Annotated in this window: 9 protein-coding genes; 5 read left to right on the forward strand and 4 right to left on the reverse strand. The window is 68.7% G+C overall.

What is annotated here, in order from left to right; translation table 11 throughout:
- Positions 1 to 298 precede the first annotated feature (298 nt).
- The 3 genes from G6039_RS26895 to G6039_RS26905 all read left to right on the forward strand — a co-directional run bounded on the left by G6039_RS26895 (position 299) and on the right by G6039_RS26905 (position 3,079).
- The gene (locus G6039_RS26895; RefSeq protein ID WP_072636221.1) at positions 299 to 682 is read left to right on the forward strand and encodes an ArsR/SmtB family transcription factor; all 384 of its coding nucleotides are present in this window, start codon (positions 299 to 301) and stop codon (positions 680 to 682) included.
- Positions 679 to 2,637: a heavy metal translocating P-type ATPase gene (locus G6039_RS26900; protein ID WP_006947237.1), complete on the forward strand. Its 1,959-nt coding sequence runs from the start codon at positions 679 to 681 to the stop codon at positions 2,635 to 2,637. Before G6039_RS26895 ends, G6039_RS26900 begins: the two co-directional genes overlap by 4 nt.
- Positions 2,638 to 2,731: 94 nt before the next feature.
- A complete protein-coding gene (locus G6039_RS26905; protein WP_006554224.1) occupies positions 2,732 to 3,079 on the forward strand; it encodes a DUF3703 domain-containing protein in 348 nt (115 codons plus the stop codon).
- A 465-nt stretch (positions 3,080 to 3,544) separates the two neighbouring features.
- On the opposite strand, the gene G6039_RS26910 is transcribed toward G6039_RS26905, so the two are convergent.
- The 4 genes from G6039_RS26910 to G6039_RS26925 all read right to left on the reverse strand — a co-directional run bounded on the left by G6039_RS26910 (position 3,545) and on the right by G6039_RS26925 (position 14,586).
- Positions 3,545 to 4,501 (reverse strand): Fic/DOC family protein, encoded by a 957-nt coding sequence (locus G6039_RS26910; protein ID WP_017682286.1) that lies wholly within the window; start codon positions 4,499 to 4,501, stop codon positions 3,545 to 3,547.
- 1 nt (position 4,502) lies between these two features.
- Positions 4,503 to 4,691, reverse strand: a complete 189-nt coding sequence (locus G6039_RS26915) for a hypothetical protein (protein ID WP_029547296.1) — start codon at positions 4,689 to 4,691, stop codon at positions 4,503 to 4,505.
- 80 nt (positions 4,692 to 4,771) lie between these two features.
- Entirely contained in the window at positions 4,772 to 13,858 is a 9,087-nt protein-coding gene (locus tag G6039_RS26920; protein ID WP_051446189.1) for a helicase-related protein, read from the reverse strand.
- A gap of 95 nt (positions 13,859 to 13,953) precedes the next feature.
- Positions 13,954 to 14,586, reverse strand: a complete 633-nt coding sequence (locus G6039_RS26925; protein WP_043803074.1) for a hypothetical protein — start codon at positions 14,584 to 14,586, stop codon at positions 13,954 to 13,956.
- 565 nt (positions 14,587 to 15,151) lie between these two features.
- On the opposite strand from G6039_RS26925, the gene G6039_RS26930 reads away from it, so the two are divergent.
- Together G6039_RS26930 and G6039_RS26935 are read left to right on the forward strand one after the other, a co-directional pair.
- A complete protein-coding gene (locus G6039_RS26930; RefSeq protein ID WP_043803076.1) occupies positions 15,152 to 15,343 on the forward strand; it encodes a hypothetical protein in 192 nt (63 codons plus the stop codon).
- 33 nt (positions 15,344 to 15,376) lie between these two features.
- Complete coding sequence (locus G6039_RS26935; protein ID WP_043803081.1) at positions 15,377 to 16,000, forward strand: Fic family protein; 624 nt, start codon at positions 15,377 to 15,379, stop codon at positions 15,998 to 16,000.
- Positions 16,001 to 17,311 lie beyond the last annotated feature (1,311 nt).

A 17,311-nucleotide genomic window follows, 5' to 3' on the forward strand; every position in this document is an offset into this window, starting at 1 on the left:
GTGAGTCACTGTGAGAGGTAACTCGTTGATCACTACGCGATGGCCCACCCGCAGAGCGGGAACGACACGCCGCGGACCTGGACCGATGCCCTCAGCCGATTCCCACCACTCCCCGGGACTTACCCTCCCGACGAGCACACGCCGAGGACCTCGCGCACCAGAATTGTGCGGACGGGACGGTCCCGCTCCACGGCCGGAGGGTGTGACGACTCACCCGTTGTCGGCCCATCAGAGACCGCGGTAGCGACGCTGACGAGACGGTTTCCATTCATCGTTGGTTAGCGGTTATTATCGCCGTATGGCGATTAATAGTGTGGATGGGTGCCTCGCCGCAGCGGGCACCGAATCGAATCTCGATGCGGCGGTGGCGTTGTTCCACAGCCTCTCCGACGGCACCCGACTGGCGATCGTGCGCAGCCTCGCCGGCGGGGAAGCCCGAGTAGCGGACCTGGTCGGCGAGCTGGGATTGGCACAGTCGACAGTGTCGGCGCACGTGGCGTGCCTGCGGGACTGCGGCCTGGTGCAGGGCCGGCCGCAGGGCCGGCAGGTGTTCTACTCGCTGACCCGACCGGAACTGCTCGATCTGCTGGCCTCGGCCGAAACCCTCTTGGCCGCCACCGGCAACGCCGTCGCGTTGTGCCCGAACTACGGCACCGGCACCGACACCGGGGTGACGGCATGAGCGACGCCTGCGGGTGCGGCCACGACGAACCCCGCGTCGAAGGCGAGGACGAGCACGAGCCGGACAAGTGGTGGCAGGTCACCGAGATCCGGGCCGCCGCAGTGGCCGGTGTGCTGCTGATTGCGGCTCTGATCGTCCACCTGATCGGTGGGCCCGACGCTCTCGGGACGGGCTTCGAGGCGGTGGCGCTGATCGTCGCCGGCTACACCTTCGTCCCCTCCACCCTGAAGCGGCTGGCCAAGGGCAAGATCGGCGTCGGCACCCTGATGACCATCGCCGCCGTCGGCGCCGTGCTGCTCGGCGAGGTCGGCGAGGCCGCGATGCTCGCGTTCCTGTTCGCCATCAGTGAGGGCCTCGAAGAGTACGCGGTCACCCGCACCCGCCGCGGCTTGCGCGCCCTGCTGAATCTGGTGCCCGACACCGCCACCGTCCTCCGCGGCGGCCGTGAACAGACCGTCGCCCCCGCGGAGTTGAGGCTCGGGGAGATCATGATCGTCAAGCCCGGGGAGCGGCTCGCCACCGACGGCACCATCCGCACCGGCCGCACCGCCCTGGACACCTCCGCGATCACCGGGGAATCGGTGCCGGTCGAGGCCGGACCGGGTGATGAGGTGTTCGCCGGATCGATCAACGGCACCGGCGTGCTCGAGGTCGAGGTCACCGCCGGCGCGCAGGATAACTCGCTGGCCAAGATCGTCAAGATCGTCGAGGCCGAGCAATCCCGTAAGGGCGAGGCCCAGCGTCTGGCCGACACGATCGCCAAGCCCCTGGTCCCGGGGGTGATGGTCGCCGCGGCGCTGATCGCCGCGATCGGCAGCGTGTTCGGCGATCCGCTGGTGTGGATCGAACGCGCCCTGGTCGTGCTGGTCGCCGCCTCCCCGTGTGCGCTGGCGATTGCGATCCCGGTGACCGTGGTCGCCGCGATCGGCGCCGCCTCCAAGCTCGGTGTCCTGGTCAAGGGCGGTGCCGCCCTCGAAGCGTTGGGCCGGATCCGCACCGTTGCGCTGGACAAGACGGGCACCCTGACCCGCAACCGACCCGAGGTCATCGACGTCGCCACCACCGGCGGCGCCACCCGCGCCGACGTCCTGAACCTTGCAGCGGCACTCGAGGCCCGCAGCGAACATCCCCTCGCCGCAGCGATCCTCGCCGCCGTCGACGACTACACCCCGGCCGGGGACGTCGACGCGGTCCCCGGCGCCGGACTGACCGGACACGTCGGCGGCATCCCCGCTCGCCTGGGCCGGCCGGGCTGGATCGACCCGGGCCCCCTGGCCGCCGATATCGAGCGGATGCAGCACGCCGGAGCCACCGCGGTGCTCATCGAACGGGACGGCACCCTGATCGGCGCGATCGCGGTGCGCGACGAACTGCGCCCCGAAGCCCGCGACGTCGTTGCGGGGCTGCGCCGCGACGGCTACACCGTGGCGATGCTCACCGGCGACAACGAGCGCACCGCACGAGCGTTGGCCGCCGACGTCGGCATCGACGAGGTCCATGCCGATCTGCGTCCGGAGGACAAGGCCCGCATCATCGACACCCTCCGCGGTACGCGGCCGACGGCGATGGTCGGCGACGGCGTCAACGACGCCCCGGCCCTGGCCACCGCCGATCTGGGGATCGCGATGGGCGCGATGGGCACCGACGTCGCCATCGAAACCGCCGATGTCGCCCTGATGGGTGAGGACCTGCGGCACCTGCCCCAAGCCCTGCAGCATGCCCGACGCTCCCGGACGATCATGTTGCAGAACGTCGGCCTGTCGCTGGCGATCATCACCGTCCTGATCCCCCTCGCGTTGTTCGGGGTGCTCGGGCTGGCCGCCGTCGTCCTGGTTCACGAGGTCGCCGAGATCATCGTGATCGCCAACGGGGTCCGCGCCGGCCGCGCCCGCGCCCTCGCCGGCCCGACGCCGGGCATGCCCAAACCAATGTCGGCGTCTACGGCCAGCGCATGACCGGTACACCGATCGCGAGAGTGCGGCCGCCGTGGCGACTGCTGCTCGTGTCCGGTGTCGTCGATGCTCGCACTGAATCCAAGGAGTCCGCACTATGACCGCGATGTCCACGATCGTCCACGCCGCCTACACCGCCGAGATGGCGGCCGCCCGCGCCACGTCCGTGGACAGCGAGCGGTGGGCGCACCTCGAGCGTGCGCACATCCTGTCCCAGCCCTACCCGTGGCCGCACACCCGTAACCACCTCGCCATGCTCGGTCTTGCTCTGCGCCAGCGTGACCGTCGTGAAGCTCTCGGTCAGGTAGTGCGGGTCATCGTCGCGTCTCCCGGGTCCACGCTGGGCCGTTACCCCGAGGGCAACACCGGTCGTACCCGTGCCGGGCTGATGACCCGGATGACGGTGCCGGCCGACCTCGCTGAAACCCTCGCCGCACAGCATTGATTTCCTCGAGTGTCCTCAGGCAGCACAGCGAATGGGCACAGTATCCACAGCAACTGACACCCCACAGCCCGCTGGCCAGCAAAAACCGACGTAGGGGTGAGATAACGGCGGGGCACGATCTGGGGCCGAATCGTGTGGCGGTGGGGTGGATTCCCTGTTCATGCGAGACGACTCGGCGGCCGTCGGGGGCGATGGGTCACCGGACGTACCGGTGTTTATGTGGGGCCGAAATTCTGATCCCGCCGCATACCGGGCCGGTCTTGTTCGGGGTGCAGTGGCCCACAAGGGAGCCGGGGGCCTCGCAGACGGGGCGATAGCTGCGCGGCAGGGGTGGCCGTGAGGCTGCCGCGCCACCGCTGCGCGCCGGCTTGCCCTCGAAGCAGTGATGGAGCCGATCGGGGTCTACTGAATGCACCCCGGCACTATTCCGAATATCTGTTTCTTCCGTCTGATGCGGTATTCGAATTACGGGTCGAGGTCGTGGCTCGTGTGGTGCCTGTGGGGCAGGTCCACGGTCGCGGCGGGGGTGTCTGGCGCGGCGGTGCCGGGGATTCTTGCCCGGACGGGCCGGGGGTGGCCGAGGGTCGCGGCGGCGATGGCGCGTAGGTCGACGCCGTGGTCGATGATCGGGCCGACGGGTAGTGGGTCGGTGGGGTCGGTGATCGCCATGTCGAGTACTTCGCGCATCAGGCGGGTGTCGCCGGTCTGCATGTACTCGAAGCGCCCCCAGACGAATTGCTCGCGGAGGTCTCCGAGCAGAGGGTTGCTGGCGAGGTCGGCTTTCTTGACGGCGATGAAGCGGTCGGTGTCGAGGGTGTAGCCGGCCTCGGTGCACAGCTGCCGGAAGAACGCGAATTGGCTTCGGGTGTTGCCCTCGCGAAAGCTGTGAACGTGATTGATCCGCAGCCACACTTTCGTCAGCTCGTCGAGGAACTGTTCTCGTCCGAGTCCGCGGAGGTTGTCCTTGGCGGCGATGCGATCGAGAACCAGGGCGCTGGCCTCGGGGACGTCGCGGGCCTTGAAGTACGAATGCGGGATCTCGGTGACCCGGCGCTGACCGTTGCGCACGGCGGCGACGTCCGGCCCCATCTTGACCATCGGCCAGTCCCGTGGTGCGGTGCGCAGTTGCCCGGCCCAGGGGTAGATGTCCTGGAACAGGTGGTGGTGGATGCGTTGGAAGTGTGGCAGGTCGAACCGGCCGGGGATCGGATCGTCGGCCAGCTCCTGCATGCGCAGGTAGCTGATGACGCCTTCGGTGCGGTGCAGCAGGTCGGCGTCGGGGATGCCGTGCGGCCATTTGTCCGATCGCAGGACCAGGCTTTTCATCACGGCGCGGTTGGTGTCGGGCATTCCGTCCGGGTGCCAGTCGACCGTGTCGGGGATGAAGTAGTCGAGCCATTCGCGGGAGTAGCGCGGGGCCATGTCAGTCGATCTCGTAGCCGGCTTCGCGAGCCATGATCTTGGTGACTTCGTCGATGGTCGTGGTGCCTTGGATCAGTTCGACCAGCAGTTCCTTGTCGGCGTCGCTCATCTCGCGGCCTTCGATGGCCATGATCGGTTCCATCGCGGCGACGGCGGCGCGGGCTTCGGCTTCGGTCTTGCGTGGTGTCACAGGTTCCCCCTGGTCGGTGGTATGGTGGGGCAGGACCGTCGGGTCCTGCCCCACCGGTGGTGTCGAGGTTAGAGACGCGGTCAGACGGCGCGGCCGTCTTCCTCGTACCCGCCTCCGTATTCGGCTTCGTACTGCTGCATCGGGTCGATGTGCTGCTGCTGTTGCGGCCGCGTGCCGTGGGGATTGAACTTGTGCAGTGGGCGAACGTCGCCTGCGGCACGCAATCCGTGTGCGAGCGTGTCATCGAGCTCGAAGGTGCCGGTGGCGGCGCTGACCGTCTCGGTCGGCTCCACGATCGCGTCGGCGGGTTCGACCACCGCGGCGGTCGGTTCCACCGTCGTGGGGGACGCGGCGTTGTCGAGGCGTTCGCGGCGCTCGAGGCCGGCCTGGTGGATCGCCTCGCGGGGGATCTGCCGGTCGGCGGCGAACTGTTCGACCACGCGGGTGCCGAGGCTGAATGCCTCGCTTCGGGTGTTGACGGCTTCCCGGTCGAGCGCGCCGTCCCCGTCCCAGGCTTCGAGCTGCCATTGCCGGTCGTCCCAGTACACTCGGGCACCGGGCCGGCCGGTGCCGGCGTCGAAGCCGTACTGCCAGCTCGCTTCGGTCTCGTCGAGGGCCACCCACGGGTCGGCCTTGCGGTTCGCGTCGCGCTGCTCGGCGCCGTCGAGCCATTCCTGCCGGGCGGCGGCCATGCGGGCCGGGACCGAGGCGATGAGGTCGGACTTGCTCATGCCGCGGTGTTCGGCCCACGCATCGGTGGGGTTCAGGTCGAGGGTCCACTGCGGGTACTGCCCGTCGGCGGCCCGGCGCTCGCGGTCTTCGCGGGCTCGACGTAGTGCGTCGGGGGAGTTCTCGCGGGCGTTGACCTCGAGCCGCAGCTCTTCGGCCCGCAGTTTCGCGGCCTCGAGTTCGGCCGTGGCGGTGAACTCGAGTTCCGGTTCGGCCTCGGCGTCGGCGAGCCGGCCCCGGTTGTGTTCGATCCGCGCTTCGATGACCGGCACCTGCCGGGTGGCCTTCTCGGCGAGATTGCGGAGGGTGGTCAGCATCCCCTGCGCCCCACTGGCTTTCTCGACCGCGTTGAGGAACCGATCGCGGTCGTACCAGGCGATCTCCTCGCCGACACAGACGTAGAACTGGCCCAGGACCTGGGTGTAGCCGAGTTCGAGGGGCACGCCGCCTAGGGCCCCGAAGACCACCTCGTCGTTGCTGCGGGTCACCTCGTCCTCGAGCCGGATCAACGATCCTCGCAGCGCGTCGGCCAGATCGGCGGTTTCCGAGTCGGGGATCGCTGTGTGGGGGAAGTGCCAGATCTTCGTGGCGCGGTCGTCGATGCTGTTCCAGGCGGCGAGCTTGTCGACCATCGCCCGGACGTCGGGCAGCCGGGTCTCGTCGGTGGAAATGGACTTGCTCAAGGCCCGGATCGCGGCGCTGCGGGCGGCATTGGCGTTCAGGACGGCGTCGCGGCGAGCTTCGAGTTCGGCGACCTTCTGGTCGGCCTCGACCTGCGCGACGAAGACCGGATCGCCGGTGGCGGCGGCCTTGCTCTGCGCCCACGAGACCGTCAGGTCCCCGCCGAGGTCTTCCATCGTGGGCGGCACGTCGGCCTTGCGGATCATGGCGACGAAGTTCGATTTGCGGGCCACGTACTGGTACATCATCGCGTCGAAGGAGCGGCGGGCGACCATGTTGACCACGCGGACGCTCTGGTGGACGTTGCCCTGGCGGATGATGCGGCCGAGGCGTTGTTCCATGTCGGCGGCGGTCCACGCCGGGTCGAGGTTGATCATCTGCTTGAGCGCCCGCTGGACGTTCAGGCCGGTGCCGCCCTTCTTGGTGGAGGTGAGCAGCACCCGGATCCGCCCGTCCGCACACGCTTCGACCAGCCTCGCTTTGGCCTTGGGGCCCTCGTAGTCGTGCATGAACGCGATTTCTTCGGGTTTCATGCCCCGGGTCACCAGGGCGTCGCGCAGCTCGGTGTAGAGATTGCGGGCCCGGGGGCCGGCCCCGGCCTTGGGGGTGCCGCGGTCGCAGAACACCAGCTGGAACACCCCGGTCATCTCGGGGCCGTACTTGTCCGCCGGGATGTGCAGGTCGGCGTGGTCGCGGTGGACCTGCCAGATCAGCTCGGCGGCGTGCTCGATGCGGCTGTGCTCCGGCTCGGGTGGGGCGAGGTTCGCCAGCGAGGGGTGCATCGTCAGGTTGCGCCCGTCGGTGGCGATCTTGAGGCTGTTGTCCAGGTCCATCCGATCGCCCTGGATCATGCCCATGCGCACGTCCAGGTCGGCCATCGCGTCGAGGGCGTCTTGGCCCATGTCGAATTCCACGATCTGCGGCGTTCCGCCGTCGAGGGTGGGCAGGCGCACCGGGATCTGATCGGCGGTCACCACGTCGCGGAACTGGTCGAACATCGCCACCAGCTGCGGGACGTTGGCGTATTCGGCCATGCGGGTGCGCATCTGGATGCGGGTGGCGGTGGCGTTCATCTCCGCCACCGACACCGGCTTGGCGAAGGTGCCCGCCCAGTTGTCGATGCGCCCGAGGCCGGCCTGGTGCAGCAGGTCCGGGCGCAGGTACTTGGTCATCACCCAGATTTCCGACAGCGAGTTGGTGATCGGGGTGCCGGTGGCGAACGCGATCGCCTTGGCCGGCGCGTGCGGCATGCCCTGCTCGGCGCCCCGGGCGCGGGCCTTCTCCCGCAGATACTTGGCTTTCATCTCCAGGTCGGTGGCGCGCTGGGAGCCGGTCGGCACCGACAGGTCGGCGCTGTTGGACGGACGGGTGAGGTTCTTGTAGTCGTGGGCCTCGTCGATGAACAAAAAGTCGGCCCCGGACTGTTCGAAGGTCAGCCCGTCGTCGGTGGCCTTGGCCTCGATGATCTTCTCGATGCGTCCTTCGGCGGCCTTGATCGCGTTCTCGATCTGCTTGACCGTGAACTCCGCGCCCTGGCTGTTGGCGGCGTCGAGAGCCTGCCGCAGTTCGGCGATTTCGCTGTCGAGGTACTCGATCTGCGCTTCGCGGCGCATGGCGATCTTGCCGAACACCGACTGCGGCACGATCACCAGATCCCAGTCGCCGACGGCGCTCTGCCCGACGAAGCGTTGCCGGTCATCGCGCCCGTCGAGTTCGGCGGCGACAAGGATGTTGGCGTTCGGGTAGGCGTCGCGGGCCTCGACCGACCACTGCGCCAGCAGGTGATTGGGCACCACGATCCACGGTTGGCGGATCTGGCCGAGGCGTGTGGCTTCCATGCACGAGGCGGTGATCGTCAGGGTCTTGCCGGCCCCGACCACGTGGTCGAGCAGGATCGTCTCGTCGTGCAGGAACCGCTGCACCGCGGCGGCCTGATAGTCGTAGGGCGTGTACTTCGGATTCAGGCCGGGGAAGGACTTGCTGCGCCCGTCGTGGACCGGTTTGACGAACGAGTTGTAGCGCTCGTTGAAGGTGGCGGCCAGGCGCAGATAGCGGTCACCGTCCTCCCACAGCCACTTCTCGAAGCGTTCTTGCAGCGCACCAGCGGAGGCGTGGGCCTGTTCGGTGAGCCCCACGTGGAACCGCGGCTTGGGGGAGCGTTCGAGCTCGTCGGCGGTCTTGGTGACCTGGATGGGTTTGTTGTTGGCGAGCAGCTCGAACATCTTCACCCCGGGCAGCCGGCCGGTGCCGTACTTGTCGGGATAGCCGCTGGAGAACTCGTGGCGGCTTTTCTGGTCGGTGGAGATCTCCCAGCTGCCGCTGACCTGATCGTGCTCGACCGTGAGCCGGTCCGGGCGCAGCCCGAACTCCTGGATCAGGAACGCCCGGTAGTCCTCGATCGGCACCCAGGTTGCGCCGATGCGCACCCCGATGTCGGCGGGGTCCACATCCGCCGGCACCACCGACTCCAGAGCCTGCACCAGCGGGGCGTAGCGGGGATCGGTGGCCGCTTTGACCCGGGCGAGAGCGAGTTTGCCGCGGACCTGCCCGGACAACGCGACGGTGGCCAGCTCCCACCGGTCGTCGGCGTGCAGGGACGGATAGATCCGGCCCTGGGCCTGGTCGAGGGTGTCCTCGACGGACAGGTTCAGCAGCTCGGCGACCCGGTGCGGGGCGATGTGTCCGAGTTCGTCGAAGCAGATCGCCAACGCCTCGTCGAGGTCGGCGGCGCCGGTGGCCTTGTCCTTGAACGGGGTGGTGTCCTCGGTGAAGATCGCCGTCTTCGTCGCCACCGCCCCGGTGCCGTCGAAGCGCGACTGGAAATTCTCGATCGCCAGCACCATGCCCAGACGCGGATCGCGGGCGATCGCGCCCTGCAGATGCGCGGAATACCGCCGCGGCTGCGGCTGCTCGGCCGCCTTCTCGCGCAGCTCCTCGAGCACCTCGTCGGGAATCGACCCGGTGTAGGGGCCGGCGCCGGTGGGGTCGAGTCCGTCGGCGGCGGCTTCCTCGCGGCCGGTCTTGATCCGCCACTCGGTGATCGCCTTGTCCAGGCGGGCGGCGATCTTCTCGTCCGACAGCGGGGTCGGGTCGGTGAGCTTGAACCGGTTCAGCGGCCCCCATGTGGCCACATAGCCGTCGTAGAGCGAGTTCAGCCGGGCGCGGATCACGTCGCGGTCGGCGACGGTGGCGGTGCGGGAGCGGCTGGCCTCGGCCAGCTCCATCACCGTCTCACCGAGAGCGATGAGCACCTTCCACTGCTCGGCCAGGTCCTTGCCGCGGCAGCCGACCTCGGCCCAGCCCCGGCCGAGGGTGAACTGCTCGAAACGGTTCTCGGTCTCGTGGAACCGCATCGCACCGGGCAGCACCTCGTTCGAGTCCAGACCGGCTCCGGTGCGCAGCCCCGGCGTGGTGAACGCTTCTACCCCCGCCGGATCGGGGGCCGGGGCGGTGAACCCGAGACCACGGGCGACGGCCCGGTCGATGAGCGGATCGAGCTGGGTGCGCAGCTGCTCGGCCAGGGCGGCGCCGGGGTGCGGGGTGACCCGCAGCGAGCCCCCGGCATACATGCCGCCCCCGACGGTGAGGGTGCCCAGCACCCGCTCCGGGTACTTCGCGAAGTAGGGGTTGATCCAGGTCCGCGCCGGCTCACTGGTCTTGGCGTCGACCGCTTCGACCTGCACGGCGGGCTGTGCCCAGTCGAGGGTGTCCTCGGTGGGGGCGGCTCCGTCCTCGCGGCGGCGGAAGATGAGCACGTCGGTGACCACGTCGGTGCCGGCCTGCCGGTCGAACGCGCCGGTGGGCAGACGCACCGCCCCGATCAGATCACCTGTGGCGGTGATCGCGGCGCGCTGTTCGCCGCGTTTGGCGTCCGAGGTGAACATGCTCGTCACCACGGCGACGTAGCCACCGGGGGCGGTCAGGGCGAGGGATTTGGCGATGAAGTGGTTGTGGATCGACAACCCGCCCGGGTTGTGGATCGGATCGACGGGCGCGAACTTGCCGAACGGGACGTTGCCGATTGCCCCGGTGAACGTGTTCTCCGGGACGAAGTTGCGTTCGAAGCCGTGGTTGCGGATCTGCTGCGAGGGATACAGGTAGTGCGCGATCTTCGCGCTGATCGGCTCGATCTCGACGCCGACCATGCGCACCGATGCCGGGGCGGTGCCGACGAAATGACCGGCCCCGCAGCCCGGTTCGAGCACCAGGGCGCCGTCGGGCAGTCCGGCCCGCGCCGCCGCCCGCCACAGTTCCGCGACGATCGCCGGGTCGGTGTAGTGGGCATTCAGGGTGGTCTGGCGGGCCTGGGCGAAGCCCTTCTCCCCGAGCAGATCGAGCAGTTCGGCGTGCTCGTCGCCCCACTGCGCGAGCATCTTCGCGCGGTTGTCGAAGACCTCCGGGATCGCTCCCCAGCCGGACCACTGCGCCAGCACCGCCTGCTCGTCGGCGGTGGCCGGTCGCTGCTGCTCGTCGAGCCGGCGCACCAGGCGCAGGGCGGCGATGTTCGCCCGCGCCCGGGCCTTCGCCCCGGTCGGGACCAGCACCTCGGTACCGAGGGTGAAGTCCCGCGCCTCGACGGTCGGCGGGGCAGGACGCACCACCGGGGCCGCGGCCGCGGAGTCGGTGTCCGGGTGCGCCTGGTCACCACCGGTCTGTGGGGTGGGTTCGTCGGTCTCGGCGCCAGCCTCCGACCGCTCGACCGCGGCCGCGGCGGTGGTCTCGCGTTGCGGCTGCTCAACCGTGGTCTGCGACTCGGCGGAAGCATCGGCAGCGGCGTACTGGGCGGCGGTGGCCGGGGAGAGGTAGACGTATCCGCCGGATTCCTTCCGTGCCTTGACCAGACCACCGCCCCGCCACAGGGGGCTGGTCAGCGGCTCGCCGTACTCGGTGTCGGGAACGACCAGCTCGTCTGCGGCCGCAACCGGTTCGGTCTGCGCCGGCACTGAGGCCGGCTCGGCGGCAGCCTCCGGCTCCGGTGCCGTCTCAGGTTCCGGTTCGGGCGCGGGCGTCGGTGTGGCGGTCGGCCCGATGTGGCCGACCATCAGACGATCGGTGAGCACCCACGAGGGCGCGGCACCGTCGATGCCGGCCGGGGGAGGGGCCGACGGCTCGGCGGGAGCCGATTCGACCTCGTCGAAGATCACCGCGCCTGTGTCATCGACCGCAGGCGCTAAGACTCGGGGGGACGGCGGCGGGACCTCCTCGATCGTCTCCGGTTGCTCCAACTCGACGGTCGGTGTGCTCTGCCCATCCGCCTCGACCGACGTGGTCTCGGCGTCGGCTTCCACCTCCGCGGCCGCTTCGACGAGGCGTTCCGGCTCGGCCTGGCTTTCGGAAGCGAGAACGGCGCGGGCGTCGGCGATCGCGTCCCGCAGGGTCAGTTCGGGACGGGGCTCGCCGTCGACGTAGGTGATGTGGTCGCTGCTGTTCGGTGCCCACCAGGAGCGGATCGTGATGTGCCGGCCGTTCGGGTCCCCGACGACCACATCTCCCGCCCCGGCAAAGGTCAGGTCGGTGGGGGTGAGGCTGTAGAGGTCCTCGCCTGCGGCCCGAATGTCGCGCAGGACCTTCGGGTCCACATCGTGACCGAGGGTCCACTCCAGATCGACCCCCAGGGATTCGAGCAGGTCGACCTCGGCCGGGACATCGCTGCGCAGCTGCTCGATGATGCCGCGGCGCACGTCCTCGAGGAGCGAGTGGGCGGCAACGAAGGTGCCGGACTCGTCGTACTGCCACAGCAGATCCGACCGGGCCGCAGCGTGGTAGAACTCGCTGTTCCGGGCGTAGGCGATCGCCCTGGTCACGACGGTGGCGCGGGCCTGGGCGTAGGGCCGGTAAATGCGGTCGATCCACTCCGGGATCGGCTTGGCGCGGGCGTCGAGCAGCGCACCGATCGCCACCCGCGGATTGTGGCCGGCGGTGGTGGACGTGCTGCCGCCGTCGAGGGTGTATGCCCACCCGTGAATCGTGTAGTGCTGCACCCTCGATTCCACGTAGTCCTGCAAGCGGAGCTGACGGAATTCGCCGGTAGCGACGAACCCGGCGGACACGTCCGATGCCTGGGGTTGCGGCAGGTTCGGGATGATGTTTCCGCGCAGCTCGGCAGCCAGACGCTCGGTGGGGATGCCGGCGGTGGCGGCGATCAGATCGGGGCGTTCCTCGGCCATGACCGCGAACGCGGTCTCGATACCGAACTCGATCAGATCGGTGCGGGTCCACATCGGCAGCCCGGCCCACGACCCGACCAACGGGTCACGGCGCAGCTGCAGGGTCATCCACGCCGTCCACTCCCCAGCGGTGGTCTCGTCCCAGGTCAGTTCGGGTCCGTGGAGGCGGTCCCATTCGGCGTAGGCCCGCTCGTACAGCTCGGCCGGCAGCGGGTGATGCTCGAGCAGAACCTTCGCTGCGGCCTGCCGCAGCGGCGAGCCGGCGCGGGCGGCTTCGGCAATCAGGGACTTGGCGTCGTCGCGGGCGACGGCGGGCAGGTAGTCCGGGCGACGACCCTCAACCGTGGCTATGAGCCTCGGATGGACGGCGACCTCGGCGATCAGGGCGCTGCGTTCCTCGGCGGTGGCCTCGCGGCGTCCCTGCTCGACACCGGCGAACCACTGGGCGCGGATCTCGTCGCGGGCCTTGCGGCTGCGCACCGCCTTGATCGCAGCAGCGACCTCGGGATCGACGTCCGGCTGCGGCAGGGTCAGCGGATCGCCGGGGTCGTAGGCGGCGCGGCCCCGTGCCCACCACTGCTCGACCTCGACCGTGGCGGCCTGGTCGATGCCGTCCTGCACCGCCTCGACGTGCACGCTGCGCTGCTCGGCGGTCTCCAGCTCGGCCCGCTCCTGCGCGTCGAGAACAGCCTGGGTGGTGTCGAGGAAGTCCTCGGCGGCGGCGCGGTCCTCGCGGGCGCGGGCGCCGGCGATCGTGTCGGCGACCTCTGCGGTGACCGGATGCTGCACCGGCTCACCGGTGCGGGCCTGCCAGTACGCCTCGGCGGCGCGGTGGCCGAGTTCGCCCCAGCGTTTCGGGTCGGCCAGGATCGACCGGCACACCACGAACATCTCGTCGGTCAGCGAGGCCCGATCGGTCATCAGATCGGCCAGTGCAACCTGGGCCTTGACCTTGAAATGCCCGTCGGCCCAGGAGAAGAACTGCGCCGCAGTGTTGACATCGGAGTTCGCGGCAGCATCGACCTCCACGTCCGGCTCGGCCAGGGTCTCGAGCAGGCGTCGTTCGACCTCGGCCACCGGATCGATCATCGGCTGCGGTGTCTCGGCCTGCGGTGTCTCGGTCTGAGGCGGTTCGGGCGCCGGGGGAGTGTCCGGTGCGGCCGGTTCGGTCGGTGTCGCGGCCGGGAGGAACATCGGCCCTGCGGGACGGTCGGTGAACTGTACCTGCGGGATGTTGCCGGCCAGCAGCGACGCGATCAGGTCGTGAGCCTGACCCTTGGTAATGGTCTCCTCGACCACGAACGGCACGTCCGTCTCGGCCGCGAGGCGTTCGAGGGTCCGCACCTGACGGGCGGTGGCGGGGTGCTCCCTCCAGGCCGGCTGCGCAGCCGCGACCTCACGAACGCCCTGCCTGGGAACACTTTCCGGGTCGATTCCCAGCGCGTGCAGCTCGTTGCGCAGCCGGTTCTCCTGCGCCCGCAGCTCACGCCAGCGTCCACGCAGACGGTCGAGCCGTTCGGTGAGCGTGGTGACGCGCTGACTGTTGGCCTCGACGCCACGATCAAGGCCACGTTCCTGCGCAGTCTTCAGAGCTTTGTTCGCTGCGTCCAGGCTCTTGGCGAGCTTGCGTCCCAGCAGTTCCAGGTCTACAAATTCGTCGCGGACCTGCGCCCACTGCGCCTGGCTCAGAACGGCAGATCCGGGTCCTGCGGCGGGTTGCGCCGCATCTCGTCCTCGATCATCGCCGCCAACTCGTCCGCGATCGGATCGCGGGAGGTCATCGGCACCGGCTGGTTGTCCTCGATCCGCTGCGCGATCAGAGCCTGCGCCAACGCCCGGAACCATGCTGGCTTCGCCAGCCATACTCGCTCGACGACCCGCACCGCGGTCGGGTTCGGCCGAACGTTCTGTGTCCGCCAGCGATCCGGGTCCTGCGCTGTCCGGGCCGCTTCCCAGTCCTTCTCGGCTTCCTGCTCGGTCCACTCCTCGAACCGCTCCCGCGCTTCCCGGATTTCCGGTGTCACCTGCGGATACAGTTCGCCCTCGAGCACCATCTCCCGTGCTGCCCGCCACGCTGTTTCCTTGGCGCGTACCGCGTCCTGGTACGTCGCGTCCGGTGCCGGCGGGGTCGCCTGCTCGAACTGCTCGGCCGCGTCCTCGGTCATCTGTTGCAGGCGCAGAGCCTCCCGGTCGATCTGCTCCTGCTCGGTCGCCGGGTCGATTCCCAGCCACTCGACCAGAATCCGCCTGGTCTCGGCCGCGATCGTCAGGTCGATTCCCTCGACCTGCGTGGTGAATTCCTCGCTCTGCGGTGCCATTTGGTCCTCCCTGATCCTCGGTTCCGAACGTGTCCTGGTTGGCGTTCTCGTCCGCCACGCGACCTCCTCGACTGCGCCCGACCCTGGGCGGAGTTCCCCCCGATTCCGGGAACGTTTCAAGATCGATTCTACGCGATCACTGCCTCGAAATGCGTCCTGAACTGCGATTATCTACCGTTTCACTACCCGGTCCGCGATGCCCTGGGAGCAGCCGCAGCGACCGCCACCACGACAATCAGCGGAAGAACAAGAAGCCCTCCGACGCCGGCCACCACCGCCCGAACCGGGCGGCCGTAACGGCGATACGACCTGTGCGCACAGAAGAGCGCTGCCAGGATTCCGAGCACATTGAAGATGAGCAGCACAACCATTCGATCCCCCTACCCCAGTGGGCGTGACAGGCACATCCGCCGTCTCGTCCAGCTGTGCCTACACCAGGGGGCCGACAGCGCCGCGGTCCGCATACGTCCGCAGGCCGGCCGAGCCCGTCTCGATTGCTCGCTGTCGCCACCAGCTGCCATCATGGGGGTACAACAGACCGGATCGAGACGGAAGGGAGCGCGCCGTGACCACACACGACGTTCGGGCACTGGTCGCACGGTGGCGTGCGCTGCCTACCGAGGAGAAGGTCTATCGGCGGCGCGCCGCCGTGGTCGATCACGTGATCCACAGCATGGCGATGGAAGGCGAGCCGGTCTCCGACCGGTGGATCGAGCAGGCACGGCACCGCCAGCGCGCCGTGCTGGGCTCGCACTGATCGTGCACGCACGGACCCACGCAGCAGCGACCGGTGGGTGAGCCGACGGAGCCGGTCGATACCGGCAGCACCCGCCAGTTCGAGACACTGTTCGGTACGAAGACCTACCACGAGGTCGCCGATCTGATCGCCGAGCCGCTACGCCGGCTGCTCGACGAGGTGGCCTCCGGTCACTTCGCCGACGAGGCAATGGACGTGGATCTGCTCCGCGAGTTCCATCGCCGGATCCTGATCGACGTGATGCCCGACATCGCCGGCCGGTGGCGCAGGAAGCCGGTCCGGGTGGGAGGCCACTATCCGCCGGAACACATTCATGTGGACCGACAGATGCGGGAGCTGTTCCACAGCTTCACCGGCCGGCTCGACTACTGCGCCGGCGATGTCGAGCTTCAACTCGAAGCCCTGGCGTACCTGGAGGCTCAGGCACTGCACGTGCATCCGTTCGAGGATTTCAACGGCCGAGCGGTCCGGGTGATGGTCGCCGAAGCGATGCGGCGGCTGGACTTTCCCGTCCTCGAACTCAGCGTCGAACGCGACACCACCCAACATGCCCGATATGTGACGGCACTGCGGGAATGGGATCAGCACAGGTCGTTGGCCCTGCTGTGCGAATTCTGGCGGGACGTTCGTTTCGCATCGCTGGACAATCAGGACTGAGGGCCCTGCCTGCGACGCAGCGTCGAGCCGGGGGAGTAGCGAGTACGAACGCGGCTGTGCTGCGGATTGGGCCGAGGACCTCGACCACAAGCAGAACAAGCGCCTACCGAGTGCGCAGACCCGAGGCGGTGGTGCCGAACTAAAGGCTCGGCCCATCGCGACGCAAGGTTGCATGCGTAGCGTGCATGCAATGCACGCATGTTTCCGGCAGCGTGCGTCGATCCATTCCGTCGGGGACACCGCCACCCTCCCGGTGCGTGGATGATCCGGTTCCATCAGCGGAAGCGCCGACGGGACTCCGGGCACGGAGGACGACAAGAGCCGGCCCGCACTGCGCAACCCCCTGCACGGCGCAGTCCGAACCGGCCGCCCTGCAGTGTCGCACGCTCGGTCGAGATCGGCGAGATCGAACTGAGAAACCCCGCCGGAGAGAGTTTGGGGGGCAACTCCGGCGGGGCCTCGGTCACCGTGCAGGGGGATGACGGTGACACGAAAACTCTACCGAACGGACACCGACGCCGTGAGGTTTCCTGCCCGTACCTGCCCACGGCTGGGTAGCACCGGGAGTCGAACCATCACGCCCGCGCGACGCTGCAAGCGCGTGCCGCCGGCCCCCGAGTCCGTGTCCGGGGCCGCGATCAAGGGGGGCCATTTTCGCCCCGCCGATTCGGCGCCGGGTACTGACGTGCGCGGCGGTGTCGATCAGGGCGCTGCGAGGAGAAGTACCGCCGACGAGCTCCGGCCGACCATGATGGATAAGCACGATTATCCATCATATGTGTTGCAGTGCAGCAGGATTGGACGAAACGACGGGTCGAGCTCGATGCCATGGCGGCGGTGCTGCACGTCACGCGGAAACACGAGTTCAAGCTTGTCCCGGACCGGGACCGCCCCGGTCGATCAGACTGTCAGCGTCGGCAGCAGCGTACGGCGCCCGGGCTGCGCGGCACTGCCGACCGCACCATGCATGTGCGCTCGCCTCGGCACCTCGTTCCACCCAACGACTGCGCCAATATTCACTAAAACTGCTGTGGCGCAACGTGACACGAAAAGCCGATAATCGAGATTATGTCAACTCGACTACCCGGTATTGCATCCGATGACCGATCCGGCTGCCCGATCCGCGGCCGAGAATCCATGCCGAACAGCAGCGCTCCTCGGCGAGAGTGACTGCGCCGATTGACGGGTAAGTCCCGGGGAGTGGTGGGAATCGGCTGAGGGCATCGGTCCAGGTCCGCGGCGTGTCGTTCCCGCTCTGCGGGTGGGCCATCGCGTAGTGATCAACGAGTTACCTCTCACAGTGACTCACAG

It is taken from the genome of Rhodococcus aetherivorans, assembly GCF_011058165.1.
In the GTDB taxonomy this organism is placed as follows: Bacteria; Actinomycetota; Actinomycetes; order Mycobacteriales; family Mycobacteriaceae; genus Rhodococcus; species Rhodococcus aetherivorans.